The following is a 24,316-nucleotide window of genomic DNA, read 5'->3' as shown; positions in this document are numbered from 1 at the left end:
ATCACGCACGCCGGGTGACGAAGATCCGATTCGCCCGGTCGGCGGCACCCGAACGGCCGAGTTTGAAGTCCCAAGCGGCGCAACGAAGGCGCGATTCGCGTGATCGGGCCGTGGTTTCGTCAGGAAAGCTCGCGCAACGCCATCGCGAGGCCGGCCAAGTGGTCGGTGGCGTCGGTGAGGGCCTGTTTGGACGTGACGAGACCGTCGCTCGAGGCGGCGACCGTGTGGCCTGCCGCGGCGACCAGGCCGCGGTACCCCTCGAGGCCGTCGTCCAGCTGTTCGCGGAGCTTGCCGACCGCCGCGTCCAAGGCCGCCTGTTCGCGGGCCGGCGCGGAGTTCCGGCCGCGTTCGATCGCCTGGATGCGGCCGGCGAGACCGCGCAGGGCGGCGGCGGCTTCGGTCGCGGTCTGCCGGGCATCCGCGACGGACACTTCGGACACCGGCGTCGTGCCCACCGAGGACGGTACCGAGAGCTGGCGCAGCAGTTCGGCCAGCGACGCTTCGCACTCCGCCAGCCGTTCCATCGGCTCGCGGGCGACGGACCCGGCGGGCGGCAGCGGCGGTGGTCCCGCCGGCGCGGCCGGGAGCGCGGTGTTCTTGAGTTCGCGGAGCTTGAGTCCGCTTCGGACGCCGAACGTCCCGAAGACGACGGCGCCGGCGAACGCCGTGATCGCCTGCGGCATCATCGGGGCGCCGGTGGCGCTCATCCACCCCATCCCGGCCGCCACGGTGAGGACGCCGCACAGGATCGTCAGCATGATCCACAGCGTCATCGCCCGCGACGTCCGGCGCTTGCGGCGTTCCAGCTTCGCGGCCGGGTGGTTCCAGCGGTCCCACTTGGCGCGGGCTTCGGCGAAGGCCGGCACCTGGTTAGCCATCGTCGAGAACGTCGCCGACACGTCCGGGCGGCGCACCGGCGGCCGCTGCAGCGGGTTCGGCCGGGGCCGCTGGGGTGCGGGCTTCCCGCCGGCCTGGTCGGCCGGCGGGAAGTACTTCTGCACCTTCTGGAGCTTCTCCTGGGCGCGCACGGCGTAGTCGGGCAGCTTCTCGATGTGCTTCTCCAGCTTCGCACCGAACTCGCTGAAGTCGCGTCGTCTGCCCTGCTGCCCCATGCTCGCCCCCTTCGGACTGCCGGCGTCAGGCCGGGTTCTTGCCCTGCTCGGCCTGCACGCGCGCCTGGATCTCGCGCTGGATGTCGGCCGAGCTGCCGCTCGCCGGCTTCTGGGCCGCCGTCTTGCCGCCGTCGGTCACCTGGGCGACCGACTCGCCGCGCATCGACGAGCGGATCTGCTCGAGCCGCGAGTGGCCGGCCAGCTGCGTGGTGGAGGCCTGGACCTCCATCATCCGCCCCTGGACCGAGTTCTGGGCGAGCTCCGCCTGGCCGAGAGCCGTGGTGTAGCGCTTCTCGATCTTGTCGCGGACCTCTTCCAGCGACGGCGTGTTGCCCGGCGCCGCCAGCTGGCTCATCTGGTTCAGCGAAGCGGAGACCTGCTCCTGCATCTTCGCCTGCTCCAGCTGCGAGAGCAGCTTGGTGCGCTCGGCCAGCTTCTGCTGCAGCATCTGCGAGTTGCGCTCGACGGCCTGCTTCGCCTGCGCCGCGGCCTGCAGCGACTGGTCGTGCAGCGTCTTCAGGTCCTCGATGTTCTGCTCGGCCGTGACGAGCTGCGTGGCGAAGCTCTCCGCGGCGTTCTCGAACTCGACGGCCTTCTGCTCGTCACCCTTGGAGCGGGCCTCGTCCGCGAGGACGAGCGCCTGCCGGGTCGAGGCCTGCAGCTTCTCGACGTCGCCGAGCTGCCGGTTGAGCTTCATCTCCAGCTGCCGCTGGTTGCCGATCACGGAGGCGGCCTGCTGCGTCAGCGCCTGGTGGTTGCGCTGCGCCTCCTCGATGGCCTGCTGGATCTGTACCTTCGGGTCGGCGTGCTCGTCGATCTTCGACGAGAACGCCGCCATCATGTACTTCCAGAACTTCACGAACGGGTTGGCCATCTCCTCCGCCTGCCTTCTTGCGTCCCACGGGCCTAGGTCCTCGAGGTGGGGCGTCGCTCCCCTGCATCTGCAACGCACCGACCCCGGCGTTGGGTTCCATCGTGTCAGGTCGGCCACGTCCGTTCCAGGCGACCCGGCGGAATTCAGGGATCGCCCTGATCACCCCGAGTAGGCAACGCGAACGGCCCCGGGCGGGTTGCCCGGGGCCGTCGTCGTGTCCGACCTGTGATTATGCGGCGATGGTCGAGGCCAGCTTCGGCTGCCCGATCGTCGTCCGCAACGTCGTGTTCATCCTCGGCGCCGGGGAAACCCGCAGGTCGGCGAGGTCGTTCCCGATCAGCTCGGACATCAGGCGACCACCTTCGATGCCGGCCGCCGAGGCCTCGGCGCCCCTCTTCTCCCGGGGCGCGCCTTCCACGATCCGCTCGTCGACCGGTGCGACCTCGACGTTGTCGAGGGCCGAAACGTCCGCCGCCACGTTGTGCAGCAGCTCGCCGAGCGGAAGGTCCAGGGCCTGGCAGATGGACGCGAGCAGCTCGCTCGACGCCTCCTTCTGGCCCCGCTCCACCTCCGAGAGGTAGCCGAGGCTGACCCTGGCGGCGCGGGAGATGTCGCGCAGCGTACGACGCTGGTTGGTGCGGGCATGACGGAGCCGATCACCGATCGCCTCACGCAACAGCACGGTCATCACGCGCCTCCCTTCCGAACAAGTACCCCCTACGTTACCCAGAGCGGTGCCCCGAGCGCAGGAGTTGGTGTGTCCGTACGCCAAGGGCGAACGCCCGTTTCACGCCAGATGTTCCCCGAGCAGGGCAAACGCCGCCCGGACCGATTGGGTCCTGATCAAGTCGCGGTCGCCGGACAGGGCCAGCGTACGGACTGTGACAACCGAGGCTTCGCCTCGGGCCGGGGGCTCCGCCACCCGAGCCCCCGAAAGACGCAGTGTGCGTGTTCCCGGCCCGGCGAGCCCGACGTGCACGGTGCCCGGCGCGACGCCGTCCTGAGGCGACGGCCCGGCCACGCCGGTGAGCCCCAGGCCCCAGGTGGCGCCGCAGCGGTCCCGGGCGCCCTCGGCCAGCTGCGCGGCGACCTCCGGGTGGACGGCGCCGTGCTCGGCGAGCAGGCCCGCGTCGACGCCGGCGAGGACCGTCTTCAGCTCGGTGGCGTAGACGACCAGGCCGCCGCGCAGGACCGCGCTGGCCCCGGGCACGCTCGCCAAGGTCGCACACACCAGCCCGGCGGTCAGCGACTCGGCGGCGGCGACCGTCTCGCCCCGCGCGGTCAGGGCCGCGACCAGGGCCTTTTCGTCCACCCTCAGCTCCCGGTGACCCGGCGCCCGGCCGCGCGCAGCCGCACGGCCCGGACCAGGTAGTCGACGCCGGTCACGACGGTCAGCACCAGGGCCAGGCCCATCAGCGCCCACCGGACCGGGTCCGCGCCCGCGGGCAGCGGCAGCAGGTACGCCACGATCGCGGCGATCTGCGCCATCGTCTTGGCCTTGCCGCCCCGGCTGGCCGGGATCACGCCGTGCCGGATCACCCAGAACCGCAGCAGCGTGACGCCGATCTCGCGGACCGCGATGACGATCGTGACCCACCAGCCCAGCTCGCCGAGAATGCTCAACCCCACCAGCGCGGCGCCGGTCAGCGCCTTGTCCGCGATCGGGTCGGCGATCTTGCCGAAGTCGGTGATCAGGCCGTACTTGCGGGCCACCCAGCCGTCGAGCTGGTCGGTGAAGGAGGCGACGGCGAACAGGCCGGTGGCGATCGCCCGCCAGGTCGTGTCGTGGCCGTCGCCGGTGAACAGCGCGACGACGAACAGCGGGACCAGGACCAGCCGCGAGAGCGTCAGCAGGTTGGCGACGTTGAGCGTCGGGACCGGGGTCGCCACCGGGACCTGGGCGGGGCCGTCGTGGGCCGTGCCCTCGTCGGCGGCGTCGCTGGGGAGCGCACTCACCGGTCGGCGTCCGGTACCGCGCGGACGATCAGGTCCACGCCCGCGGAGTCCACGACCTCGCAACGCAGGAAGTCGCCCACCTCCGTCTTCTCGGGCGCGTCGAGGATGACGCACTCGCCGTCGACCTCGGGGGCCTGGTGCGCGGCGCGGCCGGTGAGCTCGCCGTCGTCGTCCAGCTCGACGAGGACGTCGACGAACGTGCCGATCCGGTCCTCGGCGCGCTGCGCGGTCAGCTCCTCGACCAGCGCCGAAATCCGCGTGACGCGCTTCGCGACCTCTTCGGCGTCCAGCTTGCCGTCGAACGTCTCGGCCTCGGTGCCGTCCTCGTCGGAGTAGCCGAAGACGCCGACCGCGTCGAGGCGCGCGCCGGTCAGGAAGCGTTCCAGCTCGCTCAGGTCGTGCTCGGTCTCGCCGGGGAAGCCGACGATGACGTTGGTGCGGATGCCCGCCTCGGGCGCGTACTCGCGGATCTGCTCGCACAGCGCCAGGAACGAGTCGGTCGAGCCGAACCGGCGCATCCGGCGCAGCACCTGCTCGCTGGAGTGCTGGAACGACAGGTCGAAGTACTCGGCGACACCCGGCGTGGTCGCGATGGCCTTGACCAGCTGCGGGCGCGTCTCGGCCGGCTGCAGGTAGGAGACGCGGACGCGCTCGATGCCGTCGATCCCCGCCAGCCGCGGCAGCAGCCGCTCCAGCGCGGTGGCGCCGTCGCGGCCGAAGTCCTTGCCGTAGGACGTCGAGTTCTCGCTGACCAGGAACAGCTCCTTGACGCCGTGCTCGGCCAGCCACATCGCCTCGGCGACGACCTCGTCGGGCTGCCGCGAGACGAACGAGCCGCGGAACGACGGGATCGCGCAGAACGAGCAGCGCCGGTCGCACCCGGAGGCGATCTTCAGCGCGGCGACCGGCGAGTCGTCGAGGCGCGTGCGCAGCACCCGCGGGCCCCAGCCGTGCTGCGCGTGGCCCGGGACCTCGACGTTCTCCGCGGCGGCGGGCCGCTGGACCGGGCTGATCGGCAGCAGCTTGCGGCGGTCGCCGGGCGTGTGCGAGGCGACCTTCCGGCCCGCGACGACGTCGTCGAGCCGGTCGGACAGCTCGGCGTAGTGGTCGAAGCCCAGCACGGCGTCGGCTTCGGGGAGGCTGTCGGCGAGCTCGTGGCCGTAGCGCTCGGCCATGCAGCCGACCGCGACGACCTTCTTGCCCGTGTCGGACGCGGCGAGCAGCGTGTCGACGGAGTCCTTCTTGGCCGACTCGACGAAGCCGCAGGTGTTGACCACCACGACGTCGGAGTCCTCCGGATCGGCCGCCAGCTCCCAGCCGCCGGCCGCCAGCCGGCCCGCCAGCTCCTCCGAGTCGACCTCGTTGCGGGCGCAGCCCAGGGTCAGCAGGGAGACGCGTCGGGTGGCGGCAGGGTCAACGGCAGGAGAAGGCACGACGTTCAGGGTAGCCGCCGGTCCCGGGCGGCCCGACGACGGCGTAGCCCGGTCGTGTCGCCGCCCGCGCCCGCCGATGTGGCAATGTTGACGATCGTGCCGTCCGCCTCCCCCGCCGTCCGCCGCGCGCGGATCGCCGACGTCCGCAAGATCAAGGCCCTGGTCGACTCCGACGCCGGCCGCGTCCTCCTGGAGAAGGACCTGGTCACGCTGTACGAAGCGGTCCAGGAGTTCTGGGTCGCCGAGGCCGGCGGCGAGGTCGTCGGCGCGGCCGCGCTGCACGTGCTATGGGAGGACATCGCCGAGCTGCGGACCGTGGTGGTCGACAAGGCCGTCCGCGGCCAGGGCGTCGGGCGGGTGCTGGTCGCCCGGCTGATCGAGGAGGCCCGTGAGCTGGGTCTCAGGCGGCTGTTCGTGCTGACGTTCGAGACGAGCTTCTTCCAGGGCCACGGCTTCGTGGAGATCCAGGGCACCCCGGTGTCGCACGAGGTGTACGAGGAGATGCGGCGCTCGCACGACACCGGTGTCGCGGAGTTCCTCGACTTGCCCTACGTCAAGCCGAACACCCTGGGCAACTCGCGGATGTTGCTGGAGCTCTGAGCACCCCTAAGTTTGAAGGTTTCCCCTTAACATCCTTCCGGGCGGTGACGCATGCCACCCCGGTGTCCCAGGATGATCAGGTCAATTCCTCACCTGATCAGCAAGGAACGCACAAGATGCGCACGACTCTGCGGAACCTGGGGGCCACCATCGCGGTGGCCGCGACTGTCGGCGGAGGTGCCCTGCTGGGCGCCGGCACGGCGGCGGCGGTCGACATCCCGACCGTGACCGACCAGTACCTCTTCAGCACCTCGCTCTCGAACTTCGAGACGATCCGGAACCAGGCGCCGTACAACGGCCAGCTCGACTGGTCGTCCGACGGCTGCTCGTGGGCCCCGGACAACCCGTTCGGCTGGAAGTTCCTCCCCGGCTGCCACCGGCACGACTTCGGGTACCGCAACTACAAGAAGCAGGGCCGGTTCACCGAGGCGAACCGGCTGAAGATCGACGACAACCTGTACTCGGACCTGAAGAACGTGTGCGGGTCGAACATCGCCTGCAAGGGCGCGGCCTGGACGTACTACCAGGCGGTCCGCAAGTTCGGCGGCTGAGCCCGCTCCCCTGGCCCGGGTCGTGCCGGACCCGGGCCAGGATGGGGGCATGGAGATCGATCACCTGCTGTCCACGACCCGCGCCGTCCGGCGCAAGCTCGACCTCGACCGGCCGGTGGAGCCCGCGGTCCTCGAGGAGTGCCTGAACCTCGCGCTGCAGGCCCCGACGCCCGGCAACGCCCAGGCGTGGCGCTGGCTGGTGGTGCGCGACCAGGGCGTCAAGGAGCGGCTCGGCGCGCTCTTCCGCGAGGTCGGCGAGGCCTACCTGGCCGAGCGGGCGAAGGAAGGCCCGTCGCGGGCGCTGGCGTCGGGCCGGCACCTGATCGACGTGATCGAGCGGGTGCCCGTGTTCGTGATCCCGGTTCTGCGGGGCCGCCCGGCGGGCGACAACGCGACCGACGCGGCCTTCTACGGCGGCATCTTCCCGGCGGTCTGGAACTTCCAGCTGGCGCTGCGCTCCCGCGGGCTGGGTTCGACGCTCACGACGTACCACCTCTCACGCGAGGCCGAGGCGGCGGAGATCCTCGGCGTGCCCGACGGCCACACCCAGGCCGGGCTGCTTCCGGTCGCGTACACGACGACCCCCGACTTCAAGCCGGCCGAGCGGATCCCGCTGTCCGAAGTGGCCTACCTCGACCACTGGGGCACGCCCCTCAGCTGACCCGGATCGTGGCCTCCTGGCCGTCCTCGCTCACCGACACCAGCTCGACCCGGCCGGCGGCGAACGAGGTCGCCTGGGGGCCCGTCCGGGGGCCGCTGTGCAGTTCGGCCGTCGTGCTCTCGCCGCGGCCCGGCTCGCTCAACAGGAACGCCAGCGTCGCCTCCCCCTGCCAGATGCACGTCATGTCCGGGCGGCACCGGGAGTCGGAGACGACGCGCAGGTAGCGGACCGCCAGGTCCTTCCCCTGGATCGCGGCTTCCTGACCGACGTGCAGGGTGACGTCGCCCCGCGGCGCGGCGCTCACCGTCGACGGCGCCGCCGGCCGGGCCGGGACCGGCTGTCCGGAGGCGACCGAACTCCCGGCGCCCACCGCGACGACGGCGATGGCGAACAATCCTGCTGCGATGCGCTGCGGGTCCATGCGCTCAGGACGGAACGGACCCGGCGGCGGGTTGCACTACTCGTCGTCCGAGTCCGACGGCGACGGGTCGCCGCCGCGGATCAGGTACAGGACCGAGTCCAGCTCCTCCGGCTTGATCAGCACGTCACGCGCCTTCGAGCCCTCCGACGGGCCGACGATCCCGCGGCTCTCCAGCAGGTCCATCAGGCGCCCCGCCTTGGCGAACCCGACCCGCAGCTTGCGCTGCAGCATCGACGTCGAGCCGAACTGGGACGTCACGATCAGCTCCGCCGCCTGCAGCAGGACGTCGAGGTCGTCGCCGATGTCCGGGTCGATCTCCTTCTTCTCGCCGGCCTTCTGCGCGGTGACGCCGTCCTGGTAGTCCGGCTGCGCCTGCTCCTTGGCGTAGTTGACGACCGCGGCGATCTCCTCGTCGCCGACGAACGCGCCCTGGATGCGGACCGGCTTCCCGGCGCCCATCGGCAGGTAGAGCGCGTCCCCCATGCCGATCAGCTTCTCCGCGCCGGGCTGGTCGAGGATGACCCGCGAGTCGGTCAGCGACGACGTCGCGAACGCCAGCCGCGACGGCACGTTCGTCTTGATCAGGCCGGTGACGACGTCGACCGACGGCCGCTGCGTCGCCAGGACCAGGTGGATCCCCGCGGCGCGGGCCTTCTGCGTGATCCGGACGATCGCGTCCTCGACGTCGCGCGGGGCGGTCATCATCAGGTCGGCGAGCTCGTCGACGATCGCCATGATGTACGGGTACGGCCGGTACTCGCGCTCGGACCCCGGCGGCGCGGTGATCTCGCCGGACTTCACCTTCTTGTTGTAGTCGTCGATGTGCCGGACCTTGTTGACCTGCATGTCCTGGTAGCGCTGCTCCATCTCCTCCACCAGCCAGGCCAGCGCGGCGGCGGCCTTCTTCGGCTGGGTGATGATGGGCGTGATCAGGTGCGGGATGCCCTCGTACGGCGTCAGCTCGACCATCTTCGGGTCGATCAGGATCATCCGGCACTCGTCCGGCGTCGAGCGCGCGAGCAGCGACACCAGCATCGAGTTGACGAAGCTCGACTTACCGGAACCGGTGGACCCGGCGACCAGCAGGTGCGGCATCTTCGTCAGGTTCGCGGTGACGAAGTGGCCCTCGATGTCCTTGCCGAGGCCGATCACCATCGGGTGGTTGTCCTTGACCGTGGACGGCGCGCGCAGGACGTCACCCAGGCGGACCATCTCGCGGTCGGAGTTCGGCACCTCGATGCCGACCGCGGACTTGCCCGGGATCGGCGCCAGCAGCCGGACGTTGTCGGTCGCGACGGCGTAGGCGATGTTCTTGGTCAGCGCGGTGATCTTCTCGACCTTCACGCCCGGGCCGAGCTCGACTTCGTAGCGGGTGACCGTCGGGCCGCGGGTGAAGCCGGTGACCTGCGCGTCGACGTTGAACTGCTCCAGCACGCCGGTGATCGCCTCGATCATGGCGTCGTTGGCCTTGCTGCGGGACTTCGGCGCGTCGCCGAGCTTCAGCAGGTCGGGCGGCGGCAGCTGGTAGTCGCCCTCGACCGTCCGGGTGACGGCCAGCGGCGGTTCCGGCGCCTTCTTCGGCTTCTTCTCGGGGACTTCCGGCGCGGGCTTCGGCTTGGGCGGCTTGATCGGCGTCGGCACCTCGGCGAGGGCGGCGTCGATGTCGAGCTGCTCGGGGTTGGCGTCGCTGGCCTGACGGCGGCGCGACGGCTTGCGCAGGCGCGCGGACTTCGGGTCGGCCTCGGTGACGGTGTCTTCGTCGGTGGCGAAGCCGGACTTCTGCTGCTCGGCCTCGGCGAGTTCGTCTTCGTCGAGGCCCCAGTTGCGCAGGCGGTGCGGGATCTCGCGGACGGGGGTGCCGGTGAAGACGAGCACGCCGAAGACGAGCGCGAGGATGAGGAGGGGGACGGCGACCCAGGTCGTGACGCCCATGGTGAGCAGGCCGCCGGAGAAGGCGCCGATGATGCCGCCGGCGTACATGCGGCCGTCGTTGGTCTCCGGGAGCGCGGTGAAGATGTGCAGCATCCCGAGCACGGAGAGGACGACCATGATCGTCCCGATCACCATCCGCGGCCGGGTTTCCGGGTGCGGCTCGGACCGCATCAGCGCGACGGCGACGACCACGAGGACCAGGGGCAGCGTGACGGCCCCGGCGCCGAGGACGGTCCGGGTGGCGATCTCGACCCCGGCCCCGATCGGCCCGGCGGCCCGCCACCAGACCCCGACGGCCGCGATGATGGCCAGGGCGATCAGGCCGAGCGCGACGCCATCGCGGCGGTGTTCGGGTTCCAGTTCGCGCGTGCGGCCGACCGTGCGGGCCAGCGTGCCGATGCCCTTGGCCAGCAGGTTCCAGGTGCCGCGGACGCCCTTGCCGAAGATCCCGGGCGTCTTGCGGCGCGAGCGGGGGGCCGGCTTGCGGGCGGCTGGACGGGACTTCGCGGGTGTACGCGGCTTACGCGCCGCTGCCCCCTTCGCGCCGCTACTTGTGCTTCGCTTCCTCGTCGCCGACCCAGCCATGCCTTTTACGGTAACCGGCCGTCGGCGTTCGTCCCATGCGCCACTCTCGGCCCAGGGTGAACTTCTGCCTCACACGGGGACTTGAGCGGCCGACCGGGTGAGCTTTGCGGGGCTTCGTGGGGGAACGACCAGTCTTTCCTGCTTCAGAAAGACCAGTCGTTCTCCCTACGGAACAACCGGTCGTTCTGGATCCGGAAAGACCGGTCGTTCCTGCCCGCGATCCGGGGGGGTCCTGGCTCGCGCAGAGAGCACTCCGACGTGGCCTGCGGTGCGTTGATCAGCACCGCGGCGCGAAGCGCTTCCGTTGAGGGTGGCGGCGGGGGCATGAATGGAGCAACCAAGGCCGCCTTGGGGCGCTCGACACGAACCGATTCGACCAGTGCGCATTCGGGTGAAATCGGCGTCTGCCATGCTCTGCCCCATGGTCGCGCTGCACTCCGACAACACCTCCCGCCGGGCCCCCGCCATCTGGCGGACCATGCTGAACATCGACCGCGGGCTGGTGAACCTGGTCGGCAAGCTGACCATCACCGGGCGGATCCCCGCCCAGCTGCGCGGCAAGCCGCTGCTGATGACGGCCAACCACATCGGCGTCTTCGACGCGTTCGTGCTGATGGCGGCGTGCAAGCGGATCGGCATCAACCCGCGGTTCATGCTGGCCGGCGGCATCCTGGACGCCCCGGTCATCGGGCCGGCGCTGCGGGTCAGCGGCCACCTGCGCGTCGACCGGAAGCACGCCGGCACCGCGGTCGGGCAGTTCGCCGAGGCCGTCGAGGCGCTCAAGACCACGCGCGAGCCGATCATCGTCTACCCGGAGGGCCGGATCAGCCACGACCCCGGCCTGTGGCCCGAGCGCGGCAAGACCGGCGCGGCCCGGCTCGCCCTCGCTTCGGGCGTGCCGGTGATCCCGATCAGCCAGTGGGGCGCGCACGAGGCCGTCTACTGGGGCACCGAGACCGTCAACGGCCCGGCCGACCTCGTCCCGCTCGCCCGGTCCGGGCTCAGCGCTCCCCTGCGCCGGCCGAAGTTCCGGGTGCACTTCGGCGACCCGGTCGACCTGTCGGACGTCGAGCCGGAGCGTCCCGGCGCCGGCGTGCGCGCGCACGCGAAGATCATGCAGGCGATCACCGACGGCCTCGTCCCGCTGCGCGCGGGCGAGCTGGACCGGCCGCGCTTCCACGACCCGACGCGCCCGACCGACACGGTCAGCCCCTGGAAGCCGAAGTCCGGATCCTGAGACGCGGCGCCGGCTGCCCTACAGTCGGTGGGCGTGAGCACACGGATACTCGTCGTCTACTACAGCTCGACCGGCAACACCGCCGCCCTCGCCGAGTCACTCGCCGCCGGAGCGCGCGAAACCGGCGCCGACGTGCGGGTGCGGACCGTGCCGGAGACCGTCCCCGCCGACGCGATCGCCAAGAACCCGCGGTGGCAGGCGTGGATCGACTCGGGGCCGCACCACGAGCTCGCCACCCTCGACGACCTCGAGTGGGCGGACGGGCTCGCTTTCGGCAGCCCGACCCGCTTCGGCGGCCCGGCGGCCCAGCTGAAGTCCTATTTGGACAGCACGGGTGGCTTGTGGGCGCAGGGAAAGCTGGCCGACAAGGTCGCGACGTCGTTCACGACGGCGTCCACCCGGCACGGCGGCCTGGAGTCGACGCTGCTGGCGATCAACAACGTCTTCTACCACTGGGGCGCGATCGTCGTCCCGCTCGGCTACACCGACCCGCACCTGATGGAGTCCGGCAACCCGTACGGCGGCTCGTTCGTCTCCCGCAAGTCGGCGGCGCCGGACGACCTCGCGCTCGGCGCGCTGCGCGTCCAGGGGCGCCGGCTCGCGACGATCACGACGCACGTCGCGACCGGGCTCAAGCAGTCCGAGTAACCGGAAAAAGCGCTTTGGCAGTGACGCGGCGGGCCCTACAGTCGCGGTGGTGACCACCGAGCTGCCCGTCCTCGCGCCACCCCGGGTGGCCCACCGCGGCCGCGGGACCACTCTCGTCCTGCTCGCCGCGCTGTTCTTCAGCACGTCGGGCACGCTGGGCAAGTCCGCGATGTCCGCCGGGTTCAGCCCGGAGCAGGTGGCCGCGATGCGGATCGGCGTCGCCGGGCTCGTGCTGCTCGCCGGGGTGGCGCTGGTGGCGCCGCGGAAGCTGCGGGTGCGCCGGGCCGAGCTCCCGGTGCTGGCCGGCTACGGCCTGCTCGGCGTGGCCGGGGTGCAGCTGCTGTACTTCGTCGCGGCGGGCCGGATCCCGGTCGGCATCGCGATCCTGCTGGAGTTCGTCTCGCCGGTGCTCATCGCGCTCTGGGTGCGGTTCGTGCGGCGCCACCGGCTGCCGCGGTCGGTGTGGGGCGGCATCGCGCTGGCCATGCTCGGGCTGTCGCTGGTGGCGCAGGTCTGGCAGGGCGTCACGTTGAACGGCCTCGGGCTGCTCGCCGGCTTCGGCGCGGCGCTGTGTTCGGCCGGGTACTTCCTGCTCGGCGAGCGCGCGGTGGCCGACATCGACCCGCTGGGCCTGGTCACCTGGGGCATGGTGATCGGCGCGGTGCTGGTGAGCATCGTCGCGCCGCCGTGGACGTGGCCGGTCGAGCTGCTCGGCACGGACGTCGCGTTCGGCGCGTGGCGCCCGCCGGTGTGGCTGCTGCTGGTCCTGCTGGTGCTGGTGGCGACCGTGTTCGCCTACGTCTTCGGGATTTCGTCGCTGCGGCACCTGCCGGCGTCGGTGGCGAGCGTGCTCGGGCTGGTCGAGCCGGTGATCGTGACCGTGACGGCGTGGGCGCTGCTCGGCGAGGAACTCACTTGGCCGCAGCTGCTCGGTTCGGCGATCCTGCTGGCCGGCGCGTACCTGGTGCAGCGGAAGTCCGAGATCCTGACGAGCTGAGTTCTTCACGAACTGGCGTCGGAATGCGACAATCCCCCACCATGACGACGTCGGGGCTGCGGCCCGAACTCCGGCAGCGGCACGTCCGGATGATCGCCCTCGGCGGCATCATCGGCGCGAGCCTGTTCATCGGCAGCGGCGCGGTGATCCACACGGTGGGCCCGGCGGCCGTGCTGTCCTACGCGCTGGGCGGCCTGCTCGTGGTGCTCGTGATGCGGATGCTCGGCGAGATGGCGACGGCCGCGCCGGCGCTCGGCTCGTTCATGGAGTACGCGCGGGAGTCGCTCGGCGGCTGGGCGGGCTTCACGATCGGCTGGCTGTACTGGTACTTCTGGGTCGGCGTGGTCGCGTTCGAGGCGGTGGCCGGCGCGAAGATCCTGCAGGGCTGGATCCCCGGCGTGCCGCAGTGGGTGTTTTCGCTGGCGCTGATGCTGGTGCTGACGGCGACGAACCTGGCGTCGGCGCGCTCGTTCGGCGAGACGGAGTTCTGGCTGGCGTCGATCAAGGTCGCGACGATCGTGGTGTTCCTGGTGCTGGGCCTGCTGTTCGTGCTCGGGCTCTGGCCGGGTGCGCACTTGTCGGTGGGCAACATCGGCCTCGACGGTTTCGTGCCGAACGGCGGGTTCTCGGTCGTCCACGGCGTGGTGATCGTGATCTTTTCCTATTTCGGCGCGGAAATCGTGACGATCGCGGCGGCGGAGTCCGACCAGCCGGAGACGGCGGTCCGCAAGGCGACTTCGACGATCGTGTGGCGCGTGATCGTGTTCTACGTGGGTTCGGTGGCCCTGCTGGTGATGATCACACCGTGGCGCGAGATCCCGAGCGAGACAAGCCCGTTCGCGGCGGCGTTCGGCCGTTTCGGCGTCCCGGCGGCGTCCACTTTGGTCAGCGCGGTCGTGTTGACGGCGGCGCTGTCGGTGCTGAATTCGGGGCTGTACACGGCATCCCGCATGTTGTTCGCCCTGCGGCGGCACGGATGGGCGCCGTCGTGGATTTCGGACACGAACGCGCGCGGGGTCCCGTGGAAGGCGATCCTGGCGTCCACTTCGGTCGGTTACGTGGCGGTGGTGATGAGCTACGTGTCGCCGGACAAGATCTTCTACTTCATCATCAATTCGGCGGGCGCGGTGGCGCTGTTCGTGTACGCGATCATCTGCGGATCACAGCTGCGGATGCGGCGGCGGTTGGAGGCGTCGTCGCCCGAGTTGCTGAAGCTGCGGATGTGGGGGTATCCGTGGCTCAGCTGGTTGACGCTGGTGGTGACGTTGGTCGTGGTGGCGTCGATGTTGTTCGTCGACGAAGACGCGCGTTCCCAGTTGTACTTGAGTTTGATCAGCTTGGCGGTGATCCTGGGCGTGTACGCCCTCATCCGCCGGCGATCCGGCTCAGTGCCCCGAAAAACACGTCCGTGATCTTCGCCGGGTCCGGGGCCAAGAACGCCTGCCCGCCCGTCGCCGCGGTCAATTGGTCCAGTTCTGCCTTGTCCGCGTCCGGGCCGATGCCCACTCCGATCAACGGGATCGGGCGGTGGGGGTCCTGCAGCTTCGTCAGCTCCGCCAGCGCCTCCTCGCGGGAAATGCTGTGCGCGTCCTCGTTTCGGCCGTCCGTCAGCACGATCACCAGGTTCAGCCGGCCGGGCTCCCACTCCCGGCGAGCCGTCCGGTACGCGTCCAGGACGCTGTCGTACAGCCCCGTTCCGCCGTCCGGCATTGCCTTCACCTGGGCCAGCCGCTGCAACGCGCCGCTCGACAGGTGCTGGGCCACCGAGGCCATCGGCAACAGCTCGCGGTAGTCCTTGTCGCCGTCCAGGCGGGTCGAGAACGCCAGCATGCGCAGCTGGGTCGTCGGCTTGAACAGGTGCAGAGCCTTCTCCGTCGCCTGCATCGACACCTGCATGCGGTTCAGCCCCGTCCCCGGCACCTGGGCGTTCATCGACCCCGACACGTCGACGAGCACCTGCACCCGCGCGCTCAGGTTGACCCCGGCCCACTGGTTGAGCAGCTCGTCCACGGAGCCCGCGGGTGGGAGGTTCGCCGTCCGGATGCCCGGCGGCGACACGCGCGGGTCGTCCGTGTGGTCGCGCAGCGCCTGGCCGCCCGCCGCGCGCAAGCCCGTCTTCGCGATCGCGTCCGCGCCCGCGTCGCCGAGGACCGCGTCGCGCAACGCGTCGACGATCGGGCGCTGCTGCGGGGTGATCCCGCCCAGCTCCGCGAACGGGTAGTCCAAAGTGGGCACTGCCGTCGCGTAGACGGCGACCAGCGGTGACGACTGGTCCTCGACGTTGTGGCGCAGCACCGAATTCTCCGACGCGGGGAAAGCCGTCACCGAGGCCGTCCCGCCGCTGCCGCTCGAGCCCGGCAGCCGCGCGATCAGGTCCGTCTCCGCGCCGAGCGTGTTGGCCGAGACCCGCCGCAGCAACGCGACGTACGCGCCCGCGGGCTCGGGGGCCGCCCGGACGCTCTCCTTCAGCCCGAGCAACGCCAGCGCGCCGACCGCGTCGCGGGCCGGGTCGGACATCCCCGGGACCGCCCCCGGCGCGCCCAGCACGTCGGCCCACGTGGGACTGCGCTCGGGCCAGCCGATGCCCTTGACGACGTCCTCCGCGGTGGCCAGCACGACCGGCGAACTGGCCACGGACGCCCCGCTCTCGGGGACGTCGCCGGCGCCGAGCCGGTGGGCGCGCCGCAGCGCGAGGGTCGAGTCCGGCACCCACACCTGCGGCCGCGGGCTGCCGTCGGACATCGCGAGCCGCTCGGCGGCCGACGCCGCCTCCCTGGTCTGGACCTCGACGGAACCGCACGACAGGTCCAGATCCCGGGCGACGAGCGAAAGCGCCGGCGCAATGTCGGCGGAGGCGGTGACCAGGACCTTCGCCGGCTGCACGCAGGTGGGCCGGGACCGCACCGCCGAAACGGTCACCCAGGCCGCGACCCCGAGGACGACGACGAGACCGGTCGCGACGGCGGGCACCAGCAACCGGCGTTTCCCGTCGGAGTGACGTCCCATCGGCGGCCTCTCTTCCCGAGGCGGGCTGGGACCAAGGTTAGCGCCGGGCAAAGCACCGGTTCGTGGTCCGGACGGCCTAACAACGGCTCATACCGGGGAGGGAGGCGGCCGTCGTCCCGCAGCGGGATGTGCCCGCCCCGCGGGCGCGGAACACTGGATGCCTACCGCTTGGGGGTACGCATGAAGCCGACACGAACCGACCAGCGCCGGGCACGCCGCGCCCTGTTCCGCCAGCTCGCCACGGTCGCCTTCGCCTTGGGCCTGGCGACGGTGACACGCTGACGAAAGCGCCCCAATGTGGCCTTCGGTGCGTCTGACGCACCGAAGGCGGCCTTGGGTGCGTCAGACGCAACCAAGGCCGCCTTGGGGCGCTGCTAGACCGGGATGACCGTCGGGACGATCATCGGGCGGCGGCGGTAGGTGTCGGCCACCCAGCGGCCCACCACCCGGCGGACCGCCTGGGCGATCCGGTGCGTGTCCGTGATCCCCTCGGCCTCCGTGCGCGCCAGCTCCATCTCCACCAGCGGCACGACGGCGGCGAGCGCCTTCGGGTCGTCGGAGAAGCCGCGGCCGGACACCGTGGGGCTGCTGACCGCGCGGCCCGTGCTGGAGTCCACCGCGACGCTGATCGAGATGAACCCGCCCTCGCCGAGGACCAGCCGGTCCGACAGCGTCGACTCGCCGACGTCGCCGACCGACAGACCGTCCACGTACACGTGGCCGACCTCGACGCGGCCGGTGCGGGCCGCCTTGCCGTCCACGAGGTCCACGACCACGCCGTCCTCGGCGATGACCACGTTCTCCGGGGCGACGCCGGTGCGGATCGCCAGCTCGCCGTTCGCGCGCAGGTGCTTCCACTCGCCGTGGACCGGCATCACGTTGCTCGGCCGCACCGCGTTGTACAGGTACAGCAGCTCCCCCGCCGACGCGTGGCCGGACACGTGCACCTTCGCGTTGCCCTGGTGGACGACGTTGGCGCCGAGCCGGGTCAGGCCGTTGACCACGCCGAACACCGCGGTCTCGTTGCCCGGGATCATCGAGCTGGCCAGCACGACCGTGTCGCCCGCGCGGATCGAGATCTGCCGGTGCTCGCCGCGCGCCATCCGCGACAGCGCCGAGAGCGGCTCGCCCTGCGAACCCGTCGAGACGAACAGGACCTTGCTCTCCGGCAGCGTGCTCGCCTGGTCGAGGTCGACGAGCAGGCCGTCCGGCACGTTCAGCAGGCCCAGCTCGGCCGCGATCCCCATGTTCCGGACCATCGACCGGCCGACGAACGCGATCCGGCGGCCGTGCCGCTCGGCGGCGTCGAGGACCTGCTGGACGCGGTGGACGTGGCTGGCGAAGCAGGCCACGATCACGCGCTGGTCGACGCGGCGGATGACGTCGTCGAGGACCGGGCCGATGTCGCGCTCGGGCATCACGAACCCGGGGACCTCGGCGTTGGTCGAGTCGACGCAGAACAGGTCGACGCCCTCGTCGCCGAGCCGGGAGAAGCCGGCCAGGTCGGTGAGGCGCCCGTCGAGCGGGAGCTGGTCGAGCTTGATGTCGCCGGTGTGCAGGACCACGCCCGCCGGGGTGCGGATCGCGACCGCGAGCGCGTCCGGGATGGAGTGGTTGACCGCGAAGAACTCCAGGTTGAACGCGCCGACGTCGCGGCGCTCACCCTCGCGGACCTCGATCAGCTTCGGCCGCTGCCGGTGTTCCTTGGCCTTGGCCGCGAGCAGCGCGTTGGTGAACCGCGAGCCGTAGATCGGCAGGTCCGGCCGCAGGCGCAGGAGGAACGGGACGGCGCCGATGTGGTCCTCGTGCCCGTGGGTGAGCACCAGGCCTTCGATGTCGTCGAGGCGGTCCTCGATCGCGCGGAAGTCGGGCAGGATCAGGTCGACGCCCGGCTGGTCGTCCTCGGGGAAGAGGACCCCGCAGTCGACGATGAGCAGCCGGCCGCCGAACTCGAAGACGGTCATGTTGCGCCCGACTTCGCCGATGCCGCCCAGCGCGACGACGCGCAGGGCTCCTTCGGGGAGTGCGGGCGGGGCGTTGGTGGGGCCTGGACCTGGGGGAAGTGAGCTCACCGAGGCAGGGTCCCAACGCTGGTGTGCGAGGTCGGCGCGACGTAGGCCGCTCGCGAATCTGCTTGTGCCACCCGCTCACCATGCCAGTCCTGGGCCGCCGTGTCGCCCAGCGGCACGCCGCCCTGGCCGAGATCGGCGGCGATCAGGGTGGTCTGCTCGGCGGTCGGAGCGACGATCGGCAGCCGCGGGTCGCCGACGTCGAAGCCGCGCAGCCGCAGCGCCGTCTTGCTGAACGCGACCCCGCCGACCCGCGACATCGCGCGCAGCACCGGCAGCATGCCGCGGTGGTTGGTGCGCGCGGTGGACGTGTCGCCGTTTTCGTAGGCGTCGATCATGGCGCGGATCCGGCCCGCGACGACGTGACCGATCACACTCACCACGCCGGTGCCGCCGACGGAGATCCACGGCAGGTTCAGGCCGTCGTCACCGGAGTAGTACGCGAGGTGGGTGTTGGCGATGACCTCGGAGCCGGCGATCAGGTCGCCCTTGGCGTCCTTGACCGCGACGATCCGCGGGTGCTCGGCCAGCCGCAGCAGCGTGTCGACCTCGATCGGCACGACCGAGCGCGGCGGGATGTCGTAGAGCATCACCGGCAGGCCGGTGCTGTCCGCGACGGTCGTGAAGTGCGCGTGCAGGCCGGCCTGGCTGGGCCGCGAGTAGTACGGGGTGACGACCAGCAGGCCGTGCGCGCCGGCCGCTTCGGCCTGCTTCGCCTGCTCGATGCTGTGCGCCGTGTTGTTGGTGCCCGCGCCGGCCACGACGGTCGCGCGGTCGCCGACGGCCTCGACCACGGCGCGGATCAGCTCCTGCTTCTCCGCGTCGCTCGTGGTCGGGCTCTCGCCGGTGGTGCCGTTGACCACGAGACCGTCGTTGCCCAGCTCCACGAGGTGCTCGGCCAGCTCCTGCGCCCGCTTCAGGTCCAGCGCGCCCTCGGCGTCGAAGGGGGTGACCATCGCGGTGAGCACGCGCCCGAACGGCCGTCCGGGCGCTGCGGTAGGTGGGTTGGACATGCTGAGACGGTACCCCGTCGCACCGACAAAACCGCGCCGACCTGGTCACGTCCGGCGAAGTGCGGAGGATTTCCGCGACCCGGCCGCTCGTCGCGGAACTTCTACTTGACCTTGGTCACGATGGGCGAGGAGATCGGCCCGCCGTCGGACTTGGCCAGCACGCAGTAGAACTCGCGCGTCGGGTATTCGCCGCTCTCGGTGGGGACGCTCTGCCACTGCGCCTGGGTCGGCACGAGCGCCCGGTACTTGAGGCCGTCGCGCTTGGTCTCGGGGACGATCGACGAGCGGAACGAGGCCGCGCAGCGGGCTTCGGCGGCCGCCGTGACGGCACCCAGGCCCGGGTAGCCGGCGACGGTCGCGTCGCTGTCGGACCAGCTCGCGGTGCCGATGACGTCCCCGGCGTCGTAGATCTCGAGGGTGTGGCTGTCCTTGCAGTCGCCGTCGTTGGCGTCGCTGATTTCGCCGCCGTCCTGGACCGCGGCGTTGTAGCAGAGGTAGCTGGAGCTGGCGTCCACGCGCATCTGCCCGCCGAGGCCGAAGCTCATGGTCGGCAGCTTCTGCTCGTCGACGGCCGGGGCCTCGAACGCCTTGCCGGCGAAGAAGCCGCCGACCAGGGCGGCGACGACCAGCACCCCGGCGGCCGACAGCCACAGCGCGCGGTGGTCCTTCTTCGGCGGCTGGGGCGCGACCCGCGTCATCGGGTTGACCATCGCGGTGCCGCCGGGCGGGGTCGGCCGCACGCCCTGCGCCGTGGTCAGCAGGTTCTGCGCCTGCGCCGCGGTGAGGCGCGCGTCGGGGTTCGCGACGAGCAGGCCGAGGATGGCCGCGGCGAGCGGGCCCTGGCCACGGGTCAGGTACGGGATCTCGGTCATGATCGCGTGCAGCGTCGCGGCCGTGGTCGCGCGCTCGAACGGGATCGTGCCTTCGACGGCGAAGAACAGCGTCGCGCCCAGCGACCACAGGTCGGACGCGGGCAGCGCTTCACGGCCTTCGACGCGCTCCGGCGCCATGAACGCGGGCGAGCCGACGATCATGCCGCTGGTGGTCAGGCGCGGGTCGTCGACGGCGTGGGCGATGCCGAAGTCGGTGAGCTTCACGCGGCCGTCCGGCGCGACCAGGATGTTCGCCGGCTTGACGTCGCGGTGCACGATCCCGGCCGCGTGCGCGGCCTGCAGCGCGGCCAGCACCCGCTCCCCCATCAGCGCGGCCTGCGCGGCGGGCATCGGGCCGCGCTGGCGCACGAGGTCGGCCAGCGACGGCGCCTCGACGAGCTCCATGACGATGAACGTGGTGCCGCCGTCGGTGACGACGTCGTAGACCGTGACGACGGCGGGGTCGTTGAGCCGCCCGCCGGTGCGCACTTCGCGCAGCGCGCGCTCGGAAAAGACGGCGGCCGACTCGGCGTCGGGCAGCCGCAGCTCCTTGACGGCGACCTGGCGGCCGATGACCTGGTCCTGCGCCCGCCACACGACGCCCATGCCGCCGCGGCCGAGCTCGCCGAGGAGCGCATAGCGGCCCGCGACCACCCGCTGACCAGGCGTGGCGGGCGCCCGCGGTGGATACGGCCGGGTCTGTTCGTCGGTCACGGTGCTCCTTTTGGCGGCGGTCGCGCAGATGCTAGTCGGACCGCCGCGGAGCGTTCGGGGTTCCGCGCAATTGTGACTCAGCGGTGCGTTTCGCCCCGGTACGGGATCCAGCGGTAGCCCGGCGCGAAGTCGCTGAACTCGGCGCGCCCGCCCGTGGCGGCCCAGATGTCTTCGCTGACCACGAGCCCCGGGAACCTCGTCAGGTCCTTTTCGGCCATCAGCTCGGCGTACGTGCGGAATCCGTCCGTTTCGACGCCGGCGAGCGCGTAGCGGTAGACCGGCGGGGCGGTGCGCAGGAGCCAGTAGAGGCGGCGGCCGGCCTCGGTCATGGCGGCCGCCTCCTCGGCGGTGTGCGCGCCGGTGCGGCTCAGCCCCTCGGGCGCCACTCCGCACCACCAGCCGGCGCCGTCCGAGAAGACGCGGGACGGCCAGCCGTCGAAGTGGCGGGCGAGGTCGCGGGCGTGGGTTTCCCGTCCGCCGCATTCTGCGTTGAGGGCGTAGATCGGGGCCATCCGCTCAGCCGGTGAAGGTCAGGTAAATCAGGACCAGGTTCAACGCGATGATAACGCCCGCGACGACCGACGCCGCGACCGTCGTGAGCCGGCGGTTGACGTCCGCGCCCATCAGCCGCCGGTCCGCCGTCAGCCGGATCAGCGGTACCAGCGCGAACGGGATCCCGAAGGACAGCACCACCTGGGAGACGACCAGCGCGGCGCTGGGATCGGCGCCGAGGGCGAGGACCACGATCGCCGGGGTGAGGGTGACGAGCCGGCGCAGGACGAGCGGGATCCGCTTGTGCAGCAGGCCCTGCATGATCATCGCGCCCGCGTACGCACCGACCGACGTCGACGCGAGCCCCGAGGCCAGCAGGCCGATCGCGAACATCAGCGCGATACCGGGGCCGAGCGCCAGCGAGACCGCGTGGTGCGCGCCCTCGATGCTGTCGACGCCGTCCTGGCCCTGCAGGTTCGTCGCCGCGAGCAGCAGCATGCCGAGGTTCACCGCGCCGGCGAGCAGCATCGCCAGGCCGACGTCGGCGCGGGTGGCGCGCAGCAGGCGGCGGCGGGTGGTGACGTCGGGCAGCCCGTGGCGGTCGCGGACCAGGCCGGAGTGCAGGTAGACGGCGTGCGGCATGACGGTCGCGCCCAGCATCGCGGCGGCGATGAGGATGCTGCCCGCGCCGTCGAACTTCGGCACGAGCCCGCCGAGCGTGTCCGCCGCGGACGGCGGCTCGACGAACAGGCTGGCCAGGAAGCCGACCGCGATGACCAGCAGCAGGCCGGTGACGACGCGCTCGAACGTCCGCTGGCCGCCGCGGTCCTGGACCGCCAGCAGCGTCAGCGAGACCGCGCCGGTGATCAGGCCGCCGACGATCAGCGGCAGGTCGAACAGGAGGTAGAGCGCGATCGCGCCGCCGACGACCTCGGCGAGGTCGGTGGCGATGGCGACGACCTCGGCCTGCAGCCAGTAGGCCAGCCGCGCGGGCCGGGACAGCCGGGCGCGCAGGGCCTCCGGCAGCGACATCCCGCTGACCAGGCCGAGCTTCGCCGACAGGTACTGGACGAGCACGGCCATCAGGTTCGCCGCGACGATCACCCAGACCAGCAGGTAGCCGTAGCGGGCGCCGGCGCTGATGTTGGAGGCGACGTTCCCCGGGTCGACGTAGGCGATCGCGGCGACGAACGCCGGGCCGAGCAGGGCCGACCCGGCGCGCAGGCGCGACGCCAATCTCGGCCGGACAGCCTCCGTGACCGCCATGTCGCCTGCCTCTCACCGGGGTGTCGGGGATCCCAAATCGAAGTTTAGGCGCGCCGAACTTTCGATTTCAAGGGTGATGGCTCCCACCCTCGCGGGAGCGAGTACCCGTGAATCGCCCGCCGAAAAGCGTCAGGGGTGCGCGACTTCGTGCCCGGACTCGCGCAGCGCCTTCACGGCGTGCCCGAGGTCGGTGCCGCGGACCAGGATGTGGTCGGTGTCGAACGTGGACATCGAGAACAGCGCGACGCCGGCCGCGGCCAGCTCCGAGGCCAGCGCGGCGATGATGCCGGTGAGCGTGAACTCCAGCGGCCCGCGGACCGAGAGCAGCCGCCAGCCGTCCTCGGCCGTGCCGCCGGCCGGTTCCCGCCCGGCCGGGCAGATGATGGACAGCTCCTCGGGCGTGCGGGTCACCGAGACGAACGCGGGTTCGCCGGGCGCGAGCAGCTCGGCGGGCACCGGGGCGTCCGCGGGCAGCCGGACCACGGCGTAGTCGCCGGGCCGGACGTCGATCGCCAGTCGTTTCATCAGCCTTCGAACACCTTCGGGCTCGTCGCGATCTCGGTGCCGTCCGGCAGCGTCGAGATGGTGAAGTCGGCGAACACGTTCGCCGCGGCCTTTTGCAGGTGCCGCAGGCACTCCACGGCCAGCTGCCGGATCTCGACGTCGGCGTGCTCGGTGGCGCGCATCGCGACGAAGTGGCGCCAGGCCCGGTAGTTCCCGGTGACGACGATGCGGGTTTCGGTCGCGTTCGGCAGCACCGCGCGGGCGGCCTGGCGGGCCTGCTTGCGGCGCAGGGTCGCGCTCGGGACGTCGGCGAACTTCTCCTCGAGGCCGGCCAGGAGCTCGGTGTAGGCGTCGACGCTCGCCTGCGCCGCGGCGAGGAACTTCTCGTGCAGCACGGGATCGTTCGCGATGACCTCGGGCTCGACGATCTCCGCGTCGCGCTCGGGCACGTACCGCTGCGAGAGCTGGGAGTACGAGAAGTGGCGGTGCCGGATCAGCTCGTGGGTCAGGGAGCGGGAGATGCCGGTGATGTAGAAGGTGACGGAACCGTGCTCCAGCACCGAAAGGTGGCCGACGTCGATGATGTGCTCGAGGTAGCCGGCGTTGGTCGCGGTGGCGGGGTTCGGCTTCTTCCAGGACTGGTAGCAGGCGCGGCCGGCGAACTCGGCGAGCGCTTCGCCGCCTTCGGCGTCGGTCGACCAGGGCACGTCCTCCGGCGGGAAGAACTCCGTCTTCGCGATCAGCTGCACCCTCGGTGACACGGTTTCGGCCACGTTCGCACTCCTTCCGCCGGCTCCCCACGTGAGCCTAACCGCTCGCTTGACTGACACCACGAGTGACGTCATAGTGGTGTCATGGACCTGACGCCGTACATCGCCAACCTTCGCGAGGACCTCGCGAACACGGCTGCCGCCGGGGACGAGCACACCCGGCGGGCGGCCGCGCTGCTGTCCTCCGCGCTCGAGCCCGCCGTCCGCCTTACGCTCATGAACGCCCTCGCCGACCTCGCTGCCGAGGTCACGGCCGCATTGCCGGGCCAGGTGGTCGACGTGCGACTGGACGGCCGGGACGTTCGCGTGGTCGTCACCGGCTCCGCCGAGGAGCCGACGTCACGCTCGACACCACGTGACACCACGCCGCCACCACCGCCGATCGACGGCGGCGACATCTCGCGCATCACGCTGCGCCTGGTCGAGCAGATCAAGGGCCAGGCCGAGCGCGCGGCGGCGGCGCAGGGCGTCTCGCTGAACACGTTCGTCTCCCAGGCGGTGCAGGGGGCGCTGGGGCACGGCTCGCTGGGCGCGGGCCCCAAGCACCACGGCAAGGGCGACCGGCCCGGGTCGCACCTGCACGGCTGGGTCGAGGGCTGAGGG

24 protein-coding genes are annotated in these 24,316 nt (G+C 71.5%); 8 read left to right on the top strand and 16 right to left on the bottom strand.

The features are described from left to right. Window positions 1-119 precede the first annotated feature (119 nt). The 6 genes from pspM to rimO form a co-directional block, all read right to left on the bottom strand. Entirely contained in the window at window positions 120-1,112 is a 993-nt protein-coding gene (pspM, locus tag ABFJ78_RS17845; RefSeq protein WP_436387455.1) for a phage shock envelope stress response protein PspM, read from the bottom strand. A gap of 25 nt (window positions 1,113-1,137) precedes the next feature. Next, window positions 1,138-1,986, bottom strand: a complete 849-nt coding sequence (locus ABFJ78_RS17840) for a PspA/IM30 family protein (protein ID WP_436387454.1) — start codon at window positions 1,984-1,986, stop codon at window positions 1,138-1,140. A gap of 229 nt (window positions 1,987-2,215) precedes the next feature. Continuing rightward, the gene (locus ABFJ78_RS17835) at window positions 2,216-2,674 is read right to left on the bottom strand and encodes a helix-turn-helix domain-containing protein (protein WP_043785204.1); all 459 of its coding nucleotides are present in this window, start codon (window positions 2,672-2,674) and stop codon (window positions 2,216-2,218) included. Between the two features lie 99 nt (window positions 2,675-2,773). Continuing rightward, the gene (locus ABFJ78_RS17830) at window positions 2,774-3,298 is read right to left on the bottom strand and encodes a CinA family protein (RefSeq protein WP_436387453.1); all 525 of its coding nucleotides are present in this window, start codon (window positions 3,296-3,298) and stop codon (window positions 2,774-2,776) included. A 2-nt stretch (window positions 3,299-3,300) separates the two neighbouring features. Next, window positions 3,301-3,942, bottom strand: coding sequence for a CDP-diacylglycerol--glycerol-3-phosphate 3-phosphatidyltransferase (gene pgsA / locus ABFJ78_RS17825; RefSeq protein ID WP_436387452.1), 642 nt, complete (start codon window positions 3,940-3,942; stop codon window positions 3,301-3,303). Continuing rightward, entirely contained in the window at window positions 3,939-5,375 is a 1,437-nt protein-coding gene (gene rimO / locus ABFJ78_RS17820; protein ID WP_436387451.1) for a 30S ribosomal protein S12 methylthiotransferase RimO, read from the bottom strand. Before rimO ends, pgsA begins: the two co-directional genes overlap by 4 nt. 84 nt (window positions 5,376-5,459) lie before the next feature. On the opposite strand from rimO, the gene ABFJ78_RS17815 reads away from it, so the two are divergent. The 3 genes from ABFJ78_RS17815 to ABFJ78_RS17805 all read left to right on the top strand — a co-directional run bounded on the left by ABFJ78_RS17815 (window position 5,460) and on the right by ABFJ78_RS17805 (window position 7,187). After that, window positions 5,460-5,975: an amino-acid N-acetyltransferase gene (locus ABFJ78_RS17815; protein ID WP_436387450.1), complete on the top strand. Its 516-nt coding sequence runs from the start codon at window positions 5,460-5,462 to the stop codon at window positions 5,973-5,975. A gap of 116 nt (window positions 5,976-6,091) precedes the next feature. Then, entirely contained in the window at window positions 6,092-6,526 is a 435-nt protein-coding gene (locus ABFJ78_RS17810) for a phospholipase (RefSeq protein ID WP_436387449.1), read from the top strand. A 49-nt stretch (window positions 6,527-6,575) separates the two neighbouring features. Further along, on the top strand, window positions 6,576-7,187 hold the full coding sequence (locus ABFJ78_RS17805) for a nitroreductase family protein (protein WP_436387448.1): 612 nt from the start codon (window positions 6,576-6,578) through the stop codon (window positions 7,185-7,187). On the opposite strand, the gene ABFJ78_RS17800 is transcribed toward ABFJ78_RS17805, so the two are convergent. Together ABFJ78_RS17800 and ABFJ78_RS17795 are read right to left on the bottom strand one after the other, a co-directional pair. After that, on the bottom strand, window positions 7,180-7,608 hold the full coding sequence (locus tag ABFJ78_RS17800; RefSeq protein WP_436387447.1) for a hypothetical protein: 429 nt from the start codon (window positions 7,606-7,608) through the stop codon (window positions 7,180-7,182). The two genes, ABFJ78_RS17805 and ABFJ78_RS17800, sit on opposite strands and share 8 nt — an antisense overlap. A gap of 36 nt (window positions 7,609-7,644) precedes the next feature. Continuing rightward, the gene (locus ABFJ78_RS17795; RefSeq protein WP_436387446.1) at window positions 7,645-10,125 is read right to left on the bottom strand and encodes a DNA translocase FtsK; all 2,481 of its coding nucleotides are present in this window, start codon (window positions 10,123-10,125) and stop codon (window positions 7,645-7,647) included. Window positions 10,126-10,546: 421 nt separating this feature from the next. On the opposite strand from ABFJ78_RS17795, the gene ABFJ78_RS17790 reads away from it, so the two are divergent. The 4 genes from ABFJ78_RS17790 to ABFJ78_RS17775 are packed head-to-tail and all read left to right on the top strand — an operon-like array spanning window position 10,547 to window position 14,419. Continuing rightward, on the top strand, window positions 10,547-11,362 hold the full coding sequence (locus ABFJ78_RS17790; RefSeq protein WP_436387445.1) for a lysophospholipid acyltransferase family protein: 816 nt from the start codon (window positions 10,547-10,549) through the stop codon (window positions 11,360-11,362). 33 nt (window positions 11,363-11,395) lie between these two features. After that, window positions 11,396-12,010, top strand: a complete 615-nt coding sequence (gene wrbA / locus ABFJ78_RS17785; protein WP_436387444.1) for an NAD(P)H:quinone oxidoreductase — start codon at window positions 11,396-11,398, stop codon at window positions 12,008-12,010. 49 nt (window positions 12,011-12,059) lie between these two features. Further along, on the top strand, window positions 12,060-13,007 hold the full coding sequence (locus ABFJ78_RS17780) for an EamA family transporter (RefSeq protein WP_436387443.1): 948 nt from the start codon (window positions 12,060-12,062) through the stop codon (window positions 13,005-13,007). Between the two features lie 41 nt (window positions 13,008-13,048). Further along, complete coding sequence (locus ABFJ78_RS17775; RefSeq protein WP_436387442.1) at window positions 13,049-14,419, top strand: amino acid permease; 1,371 nt, start codon at window positions 13,049-13,051, stop codon at window positions 14,417-14,419. On the opposite strand, the gene ABFJ78_RS17770 is transcribed toward ABFJ78_RS17775, so the two are convergent. The 8 genes from ABFJ78_RS17770 to thyX form a co-directional block, all read right to left on the bottom strand. Further along, complete coding sequence (locus ABFJ78_RS17770) at window positions 14,373-16,013, bottom strand: substrate-binding domain-containing protein (protein WP_436387441.1); 1,641 nt, start codon at window positions 16,011-16,013, stop codon at window positions 14,373-14,375. The genes ABFJ78_RS17775 and ABFJ78_RS17770 overlap by 47 nt on opposite strands. Window positions 16,014-16,387: 374 nt before the next feature. Next, a complete protein-coding gene (locus ABFJ78_RS17765; protein WP_436387440.1) occupies window positions 16,388-18,085 on the bottom strand; it encodes a ribonuclease J in 1,698 nt (565 codons plus the stop codon). Beyond that, window positions 18,082-19,095, bottom strand: coding sequence for a 4-hydroxy-tetrahydrodipicolinate synthase (gene dapA, locus ABFJ78_RS17760; protein WP_436387439.1), 1,014 nt, complete (start codon window positions 19,093-19,095; stop codon window positions 18,082-18,084). The genes ABFJ78_RS17765 and dapA overlap by 4 nt, the downstream gene beginning before the upstream one ends. Window positions 19,096-19,196: 101 nt before the next feature. Continuing rightward, the gene (locus ABFJ78_RS17755; RefSeq protein WP_436387438.1) at window positions 19,197-20,681 is read right to left on the bottom strand and encodes a serine/threonine-protein kinase; all 1,485 of its coding nucleotides are present in this window, start codon (window positions 20,679-20,681) and stop codon (window positions 19,197-19,199) included. 77 nt (window positions 20,682-20,758) lie between these two features. Then, window positions 20,759-21,193 carry a hypothetical protein gene (locus ABFJ78_RS17750; RefSeq protein ID WP_436387437.1) on the bottom strand — a complete coding sequence of 145 codons (435 nt, stop codon included), beginning with the start codon at window positions 21,191-21,193 and terminating at the stop codon, window positions 20,759-20,761. A gap of 4 nt (window positions 21,194-21,197) precedes the next feature. Further along, a complete protein-coding gene (locus tag ABFJ78_RS17745; RefSeq protein WP_436387436.1) occupies window positions 21,198-22,439 on the bottom strand; it encodes an Nramp family divalent metal transporter in 1,242 nt (413 codons plus the stop codon). Window positions 22,440-22,568: 129 nt separating this feature from the next. Beyond that, entirely contained in the window at window positions 22,569-22,964 is a 396-nt protein-coding gene (locus ABFJ78_RS17740; RefSeq protein WP_436387435.1) for an ACT domain-containing protein, read from the bottom strand. Beyond that, entirely contained in the window at window positions 22,964-23,716 is a 753-nt protein-coding gene (thyX, locus tag ABFJ78_RS17735) for an FAD-dependent thymidylate synthase (protein ID WP_436387434.1), read from the bottom strand. The genes ABFJ78_RS17740 and thyX overlap by 1 nt, the downstream gene beginning before the upstream one ends. An 81-nt stretch (window positions 23,717-23,797) precedes the next feature. Here thyX and ABFJ78_RS17730 point away from each other — a divergent pair, with 81 nt between their 5' ends. Then, the gene (locus tag ABFJ78_RS17730) at window positions 23,798-24,313 is read left to right on the top strand and encodes a toxin-antitoxin system HicB family antitoxin (protein WP_436387433.1); all 516 of its coding nucleotides are present in this window, start codon (window positions 23,798-23,800) and stop codon (window positions 24,311-24,313) included. Window positions 24,314-24,316 lie beyond the last annotated feature (3 nt).

Source organism: Amycolatopsis sp. MEPSY49 (genome assembly GCF_051337345.1).
GTDB lineage: Bacteria > Actinomycetota > Actinomycetes > Mycobacteriales > Pseudonocardiaceae > Amycolatopsis.
This window is presented reverse-complemented; position numbering and strand designations above follow the sequence as displayed.